Source organism: Kitasatospora sp. NPDC033851, from assembly GCF_055576085.1.
In genome coordinates this window covers 312,079-318,775 of sequence record NZ_JBVIRL010000009.1, presented here as the reverse complement: position 1 = coordinate 318,775, position 6,697 = coordinate 312,079, and the positions used below count along the sequence as shown (strand labels likewise).

Here is a 6,697-nt window from a genome sequence, read left to right as displayed (position 1 = left end):
CTGACCTCAGAGCTCGAACGGCTCCGGCGGCGAGAGTGCTCACCTGCTGGCGGCTACGGCACCGAGTCTTCTACAACCCGGTAGCTCCCATTAGGTGGAAGAGGGCTTCGGCGTTGCCGTAGGCGATCTTGGCTCGGTCCGCCGGGTCGGGGATGGCGTTGAGGAACTGCTCGACCGCTGCCGCGTCGGGCCGGTGGAAGGGGTAGTCGGTGGAGAACAGGACCTGGTCGGGGCTGGTGAAGTCGAGGGTGTGGCGGAGCAGGCGCTCCTGGAGCATGCCGCTGCTGGTGATGTGGATGTTGGTCTTGAGGTAGTCCGAGATGCGGCGGTCCAGGTGCTTGGCGACGCCGGAAAGGCTGTCGACCCGGTCCATCCAGAACAGCAGCATCTCTCCCCAGTGGCCGAGCACGAGTTGGAGGTCGGGGTGGCGGTCGAAGGTGCCGCGCAGGATCAGCCGCAGGGCCGACAGGCCGGCCTCCAGGTGCCAGCCCCAGCCGAACGTCGCAAGGCCGAGGTCGACCAGCGGGTCCAGGCCCCGGTAGGAGGCGTCGCGCAGTTCGTCGGAGGCGATCTGCGGGTGGATGAAGACGGGCTGGCGCAGTCGGGCGGCGGTGGCGAACATCTCGTCGTAGGCGGGGTCGTCCAGTGGGCGGGAGCCGGTGCGCCCGTGCACCATGGCGCCGACGTGTCCCAGGCGGGTGGCGCAGCGTTCGAGTTCGGCGGCGCCGGCCTGCGGGTCGCTGGTCGGGAGGGTCGCGAACGCGCGGAAGCGGGTCGGATTCGCGGCGACGGCGGCGGTGGCCTCGTCGTTCGCGTCCCTGGCCAGCGCGACGGCGTCCTTGGGTGGGAGCGGCTGTGTGGCGGGGGTGACGACGGACAGGATCGCGATGTCGATGCCGGCCGCGTCCATCGCCTCGATCCGGCCCTGGGCGATGTCCTCCAACCGTGCCTGGTTGTCGCCCATGGTGTTGAAGGCGACGCTCTCGTCGCGCGCACCGTCGGGCAGCCGGTCGAGGGCTTCGCGGATGGCGGCGCTGTTCCAGTGCTCCTCGATGGCGATGATCTTCATGGTGGCCCTTTCGGGTCGTCAGTCGTCAGGGGTGGACTTCGGGCGGGCTGTCAGTCGACGGTCCGGCCCCGGCAGTCCGGGCAGGGCCGGTGCTCTGGGTGGTCCGGGCAGCCCGGGGGGTCCTGGTAGTCCGGGTCATGCAGTGCGCCCTTGCCGGTCCGGGCCTCGAGCGTGTCGACCAAACCGGGGAGAGGGCCGAGGCATCCGGCCCCCCGTCTTCGCTCATCGTTTGGTGAGCCAACCGTACACCTTTCGCTCAACAGCGGTAGAGTGGATTTGTGAGTGAGAGCGAGCCGACGAGCAGAGCAGCCAAGCGGGCGGCCACCGCCCAACGCATCCTGGACGCCGCGCGGGTGGAGTTCGGGGAGCGCGGCCTCGAAGCGACCACGATCCGCCGCATCGCCCAGCGGGCGCAGGTGGATCCGTCGCTGGTCATGCAGCACTACGGTTCGAAGGCCGCCCTGTTCGCCATCGCCATCCAGATGAAGGACGCGGACCAGGACGAGATCGAGACCCACCTGCACGACGTCCTGAACGTCAGGCTCGCGGACCTGCCACCGGAGACCAGGGCCCTGGTCCGGTCCATGCTCACCGCGCCGGAAGCCACCGAGCAGATGAGCGCGTTCCTCAACGAGCGGATCGCCAACCTGAGCCGCAACATGACCGGCGAGGACACCGAGCTGCGGGCCGCACTGATCGTCAGCAGCATCCTCGGGCTCACCATCGCCCGGCACTTCCTCAAGCTCGACGCGTTCACCGCAGCCTCGGACGCCGAGATCGCCCGCGCGGCCCGACCCTGGGTCACCACCGGGATCGAACCGGCCTCGCCACCGCCTCCCGCATCCACCCAGGCCCAGTAAGCCTCACGCCGGAGCTTGCGGGTGCTGCGGACGTTCACCAGGAATGACGTCACCACTGGCTAAGCTCGCGGTCATGTGGAGACAGTCGGTGCAGGAAGTCTTTCCTGGTGCAGGGCTTCGGGAGCCGGTCGAGGCGTCCGAGATCGTCGAGGCTGAGAGGCGGCTGGGGCGAGCCCTGCCGACGGACCTCAGGCAGTTGCTGTCGGAGAGCAACGGGGTGCTCGGCCACACGCACGTGAACACGGTCTGGACCATCGATCAGATCGTCGAGCGGAACCTCCTCTTCTGGTCCGACGAAAGCTTCGCCCAGCTCTACATGTCCTTCGATGCCCTCATGTTCTTCGGCGACAACGGCGGCGGCGATCAGTTCGCCTTCGTGCAGAAGCCGCAGCGCCCGGACGTGTTCGTCTGGGAGCACGAGAGCGACAGCCGCAGGTGGGTGGCCAACAACCTGCGCGACTACCTCGGCCGTTCGCTGCGCGTCGGCGGAGACGACTGGTACCGGCTGTAGCCGAAGCGACCCGCCCGGCAGGCTGAAGACCTGGCCTCGCACGGACTCCGGCCAGAGTCGTTCTGCGGACCGGAGCGCGGCGGACGACCCCGGGCAGCGGCCCGACCGGGCCGCCGGTCAGCGTCCGTGACATGGGGGGTGGGGAAGTGGCTCCGCTGAGGTGGGGCGTGACCGCCTGGCGGTGGATCGTCGCGCCGGTGACGGCGCCGTTCCGGGTGTCGGCGGTGCCGCCGCAGGTGCGGTCGGCACGGACCTGCCGCTTCGCGTGACGCGGTGCGGGCATACTCCACCCTGTTGTCACGAACCGTGGGGGGAAGTGTGCAGGGTCATTCGTCCGCTCCGAGGTCAGGTCTGGCTTGGGCCGACGCCGAGGACGTGCGGCTGCTGGAGGGCGTACGACAGAACCTGGGCCTCGACGAACTCGCCGTCCGGCACGGCCGTTCCGTCGGCGCGATCCGTGTGCGCCTGGCCCGGCACGTTCCGCTCACCGACGCCACCGGCGCCACCAACCCCACCGATGCCACCGACGAGGACCTGCTGCGGTGGGTGAGGTCCTGCCTCCCGCCCGGCGGCGGCGCTGACACTCCCGATCCGGACCCCGGCAACACCCCCACGGCCCCGGCCCCGGCCCCGGCCACGCCCGCTCCCGGCGCGGCCGGTGTCCTCGCCGACTGGCAGCAGCTGACCGGGCACACCCTAGGCGCCGAGCGGCAGCCGGTCTTCCTCGCCCGCCCCGCGGTCGGCGCGCTCGCCGCCGTGGACTGCGCGGTACGCCGGGACACGGGACGGCGCCTGTGGCAGGAGACCCGACAACTGCTCCTGGACGACTGGGCGCTGGAATGCCGCTGCCCGGGCGCCCGCACGCTCGCCCCGTCGTGGAACGCCATCGCCGAGCGCGACGACGACACCGCGATGGTCCTGCGCGAGCTCCTGGCCGCGGCCGTCGACGAGATACCCGGTGAGCGCGACCGCCGGATCGTGAGCCTCCGGTTCGGCGTGGGCGACCATGACGCACAGACCCAGGAGAAGATCGCCGACGCCTTCGGGCTCTCCCACGAACGCATCCGCCAGCTGCAGAACAGGGCCGTGCGCGCGATGGCCCGCGCCGGTTCGCCCGCCACCGGCAGGCTCCGCGCGCTCGTGTCCGAACTCGGGCGACTCGACGGCTCCCCGTCGGGCGACGAAGGACCGTCCAGCGCCGAGCGGCTGCTCGACCTGGCCCAGGTCCTGCTGCCGGCCGTGGCACCACGCCAGGCGGTCACCCTGCTCGCCGCCCTCGCCGGGGTGGGCAAGGTGCCCGCCGACAACCTCGCCGCGCAGGCCATGACGATCCGTACGCTGCGCCAGGACGCGGAGCGCCGCGAGGCCTCCCGGCAGGGCCGCGTCGAGCGGGCCACCGCCAGGTGGCAGCGCCTGGCGGACCGGATCACCTGGTTCGGCACACCCGAGAACGCTCCGCCGCGCGGCGAACTGACCGCGCTGCGCGAGGCCGAGGACGACGACCCCCGCTCCGGATCGTGGCACTGCCCCAAACTCGGCCGCCCGGTGGCGTACGAGTCGGAGACCGAGCGCCACCTGATCCAGCTCCTGTCGTTCGCCCCGCAGATCGCGTACTACCAGGAACAGCCACTGGCCATCGGCTACGAGTTCGACGGGCACACCCGCACCTACTTCCCCGACCTGCTCGTCGCCACCACCGACGGGCGCTGCATCCTGGTCGAGGTCAAGGCACTCTTCGAGATGGCCACCGCCGTCAACCTCGCCAAGTGCCGCGCCCTGGAACAGCTGTGCCGCGAACGCGGCTGGGGCCTGCTGATCACCGACGGGCACCGCACCCGCGCCCTGCTGGAGGAACACCGGCCCGACCCCCGACTCGCCGACCTCATCGAGCCGTTGCTGGACGACGGGACGGTCCTGGGGTGGCCGCAGGTCGTGTCCGCCGCTGGCGGCCAACGCCCCGACTGGATGGACTTCACGGCCCTGGTCCTCAGCCGCGGATGGGACTGGCGCACCCGGCCGTTCCGGCTGAGCGCCGGCACGGCCGTGCCCGGGCCCGACGCGACAGCCGCTGTGGAAGCCGGCCAGGACATGCTGCCGCAAGCCGACCCAACGCCACCCCCGGCAGCGCCGGTGCGCCCCACCGCCGAGGACATCGAGGCGGCCCGCACCCCGGCCGGCGGATGGCGACGCGACCAGCTCGCGGCATGGGGCGTGCCCTGGCCTCCCCCCAAGGGCTGGAAGAAGCGGCTGATCGACCAGGAACACACCGCCCGGACCTGACAGCCGGTCAGCGTCCGCGTCCCGCAATCCCAGGCACTGCGCGTCGGCGCCACCCGACAACCGGTGGAGGCACCGAAGTCGATCAGGGCGGCCGGTGCACCCGAGGCCGTCGTGATCGACTTCGGTGCCGGGGCCGCTGACCTGCTAGTATTCTTCTCGTCGCGAGGGAGACGATTCCTCGTCAGGCGTCAGCGGTGCTACCAGAGCACGCCCTACTTTCAGTAGGGAGAGTCCGTGCAACCCGGGCCTGGCGCTCCACTGTCGGACGAGGTCCGGTACCCACACGGGTACCGGACCTCGTCCGCGTTCACGGCCCCTTGCGAGCCAGGACGACACCGGTCAGCAGTTCGCGGCCGGCAGGGCCCCGGGCCCGGCACACCCTGATGGCGGTGTCAGGGGTCGGCCCTACGGTGGCCCGCATGAGCTATGACATCTTCTTCGTCGACCTGCGCCACCACTCGGACTGGATGGCGGCGATGACCGCCCAGGAGGGCGTGCAGGATCCGGGAGTGCCGGACGAGTTGGCCCGGGCATGGCGGCGCATCGTGCCCCGGGCCCTGGAGATACTCGGGGAGGCGCAGGCCGAGGAGGCCGAGCGGTGGCGCGAGATCCGGCACGACGGGTCCGGCCTCCAGCTGTCGGTGTACGGCGGGGACGTGTCGATGCAGATTCCGTACTGGCACGAGGGCGAGCAGGCCGACACGTTCATGGCCCTCGCCTACCGGCTGGCCGCCCTCGTCACGGAGGAGACCGGTCTCACCGCCGTCGACCCACAGACCGGCGCCACGATCGCAAGCCCGCAGGCCGCCGCCGGGCCGCAGACGGCCGGCGCGCAGGCAGCCGGGATCATGGCGGAGACGGCCGCCCGGCTGCAGCACTACTGAGCCGGCGGACCGCGGCAGGAGCGCGAGGCGCGGGTATGCCCAACACCCCTACCGCCTCTTCAGGCCGCCGGTGGTCTCCCGGGCGGGGACCCCGGCCCAGGCCGGCAGGGCGTGAATCCGCTCGGTCGCGTCGGGGTGGCGCAGCCGGGTGAGGGAGGCGAGCCGCTCCTCGGCGTCGCGTAGTCCACGTGACCAGGCCGCGCGGGTCGCGGGCGTGGGGAATCGGTCTTCCCCGGCGCCGCGCCGTGACTTCCGGCAGCTGAGTATCAGCATCAATGTCAGTGCCACCCGGTAGCTTCGGAGAGGCAAGAAAGCCACGTGCCACGTGGGCGGCAGTCCGTAGAGGGAGGACGAGGATGGCGACCTTCACGCTCGTTCCCGGTGCCGACGGTCGGGCCTGGTTCTGGCACCGGCTGGTGCCCGAGCTACGGGCCCGGGGGCACGACGTGGTCACGATGGACCTGCCGAGCGACGATCACGCGGGTCTGGAGGAGTTCGCGCAGGCCGTCGTTGCAGCGGTGGAACAGCGCACCGACCTCACCGGGCCGCTGGTGCTGGTGGCGCAGTCGCTCGCGGGTTTCTCGGCCCCGCTGGTGTGCGGGCGGCTGCCTGTGCCCGTCGCCGAGCTGGTGCTGCTCAACGCCATGGTCCCGGCGCCCGGCGAGACTGCCGGGCAGTGGTGGGAGAACACCGGCCAGGCCAAGGCCCGGTCCGACTACGCGGCCGCCACCGGGCGCGGCGCCGATCCCGAGTTCGACCTGCGGGCCGACTTCTTCCACGACGTCCCGGCCGAGGTGACCGAGGAGGCGCTCTCCATCGGCGGCTCGCCGCCGCCCTCCGCGCTGTTCGCACAGCCCTGGCCACTGACGCACTGGCCGCAGGTGCCGACCCGGTTCCTCCAGGGACGGGACGACCGCTTCCTACCCCTGGAGTTCCAGCGCAGGATCGCCCGCGAACGGCTGGGCCTGGAGATCGAGGAGATCCCCGGCGGCCACCTGGCCGCCCTCAGCCGCCCCCGGGAGCTGGCCGACGCGCTGCTGCGCACGGAGCCCGCGTAGCCGCGACGTCAACGCGACCAGGTGCCGGCCACGTA

The 6,697-nt window shown here is 71.7% G+C and carries 7 protein-coding genes; 5 read left to right on the top strand and 2 right to left on the bottom strand.

Features of this window, described 5'->3' with window-relative positions; genetic code table 11:
* Positions 1-70: 70 nt before the first annotated feature.
* Positions 71-1,069 carry an amidohydrolase family protein gene (locus ACZ51D_RS20205; RefSeq protein WP_465663108.1) on the bottom strand — a complete coding sequence of 333 codons (999 nt, stop codon included), beginning with the start codon at positions 1,067-1,069 and terminating at the stop codon, positions 71-73.
* A 278-nt stretch (positions 1,070-1,347) separates the two neighbouring features.
* On the opposite strand from ACZ51D_RS20205, the gene ACZ51D_RS20200 reads away from it, so the two are divergent.
* From ACZ51D_RS20200 to ACZ51D_RS20185, 4 genes are all read left to right on the top strand, one after another.
* Positions 1,348-1,929 carry a TetR/AcrR family transcriptional regulator gene (locus ACZ51D_RS20200; protein ID WP_360508981.1) on the top strand — a complete coding sequence of 194 codons (582 nt, stop codon included), beginning with the start codon at positions 1,348-1,350 and terminating at the stop codon, positions 1,927-1,929.
* Positions 1,930-2,002: 73 nt separating this feature from the next.
* On the top strand, positions 2,003-2,440 hold the full coding sequence (locus ACZ51D_RS20195) for an SMI1/KNR4 family protein (protein ID WP_465622446.1): 438 nt from the start codon (positions 2,003-2,005) through the stop codon (positions 2,438-2,440).
* Between the two features lie 375 nt (positions 2,441-2,815).
* Positions 2,816-4,720 carry a Tn7 transposase TnsA N-terminal domain-containing protein gene (locus ACZ51D_RS20190; RefSeq protein ID WP_465663106.1) on the top strand — a complete coding sequence of 635 codons (1,905 nt, stop codon included), beginning with the start codon at positions 2,816-2,818 and terminating at the stop codon, positions 4,718-4,720.
* 419 nt (positions 4,721-5,139) lie between these two features.
* Positions 5,140-5,604, top strand: coding sequence for a hypothetical protein (locus ACZ51D_RS20185; protein WP_465663104.1), 465 nt, complete (start codon positions 5,140-5,142; stop codon positions 5,602-5,604).
* A 48-nt stretch (positions 5,605-5,652) separates the two neighbouring features.
* On the opposite strand, the gene ACZ51D_RS20180 is transcribed toward ACZ51D_RS20185, so the two are convergent.
* Positions 5,653-5,877, bottom strand: coding sequence for a hypothetical protein (locus ACZ51D_RS20180; protein WP_465663102.1), 225 nt, complete (start codon positions 5,875-5,877; stop codon positions 5,653-5,655).
* 83 nt (positions 5,878-5,960) lie between these two features.
* Here ACZ51D_RS20180 and ACZ51D_RS20175 point away from each other — a divergent pair, with 83 nt between their 5' ends.
* Positions 5,961-6,662, top strand: coding sequence for an alpha/beta fold hydrolase (locus ACZ51D_RS20175; protein ID WP_360508989.1), 702 nt, complete (start codon positions 5,961-5,963; stop codon positions 6,660-6,662).
* Positions 6,663-6,697: the final 35 nt, after the last annotated feature.

Excerpts from the sequence above, each read along its gene's own strand:
- ACZ51D_RS20195 (WP_465622446.1), top strand. The coding sequence starts at position 2,003 with ATGTGGAGACAGTCGGTGCAGGAAGTCTTTCCTGGTGCAGGGCTTCGG.
- ACZ51D_RS20175 (WP_360508989.1), top strand. The coding sequence starts at position 5,961 with ATGGCGACCTTCACGCTCGTTCCCGGTGCCGACGGTCGGGCCTGGTTC.
- ACZ51D_RS20205 (WP_465663108.1), bottom strand. The coding sequence starts at position 1,069 with ATGAAGATCATCGCCATCGAGGAGCACTGGAACAGCGCCGCCATCCGC.
- ACZ51D_RS20180 (WP_465663102.1), bottom strand. The coding sequence starts at position 5,877 with ATGCTGATACTCAGCTGCCGGAAGTCACGGCGCGGCGCCGGGGAAGAC.
- ACZ51D_RS20185 (WP_465663104.1), top strand. The coding sequence starts at position 5,140 with ATGAGCTATGACATCTTCTTCGTCGACCTGCGCCACCACTCGGACTGG.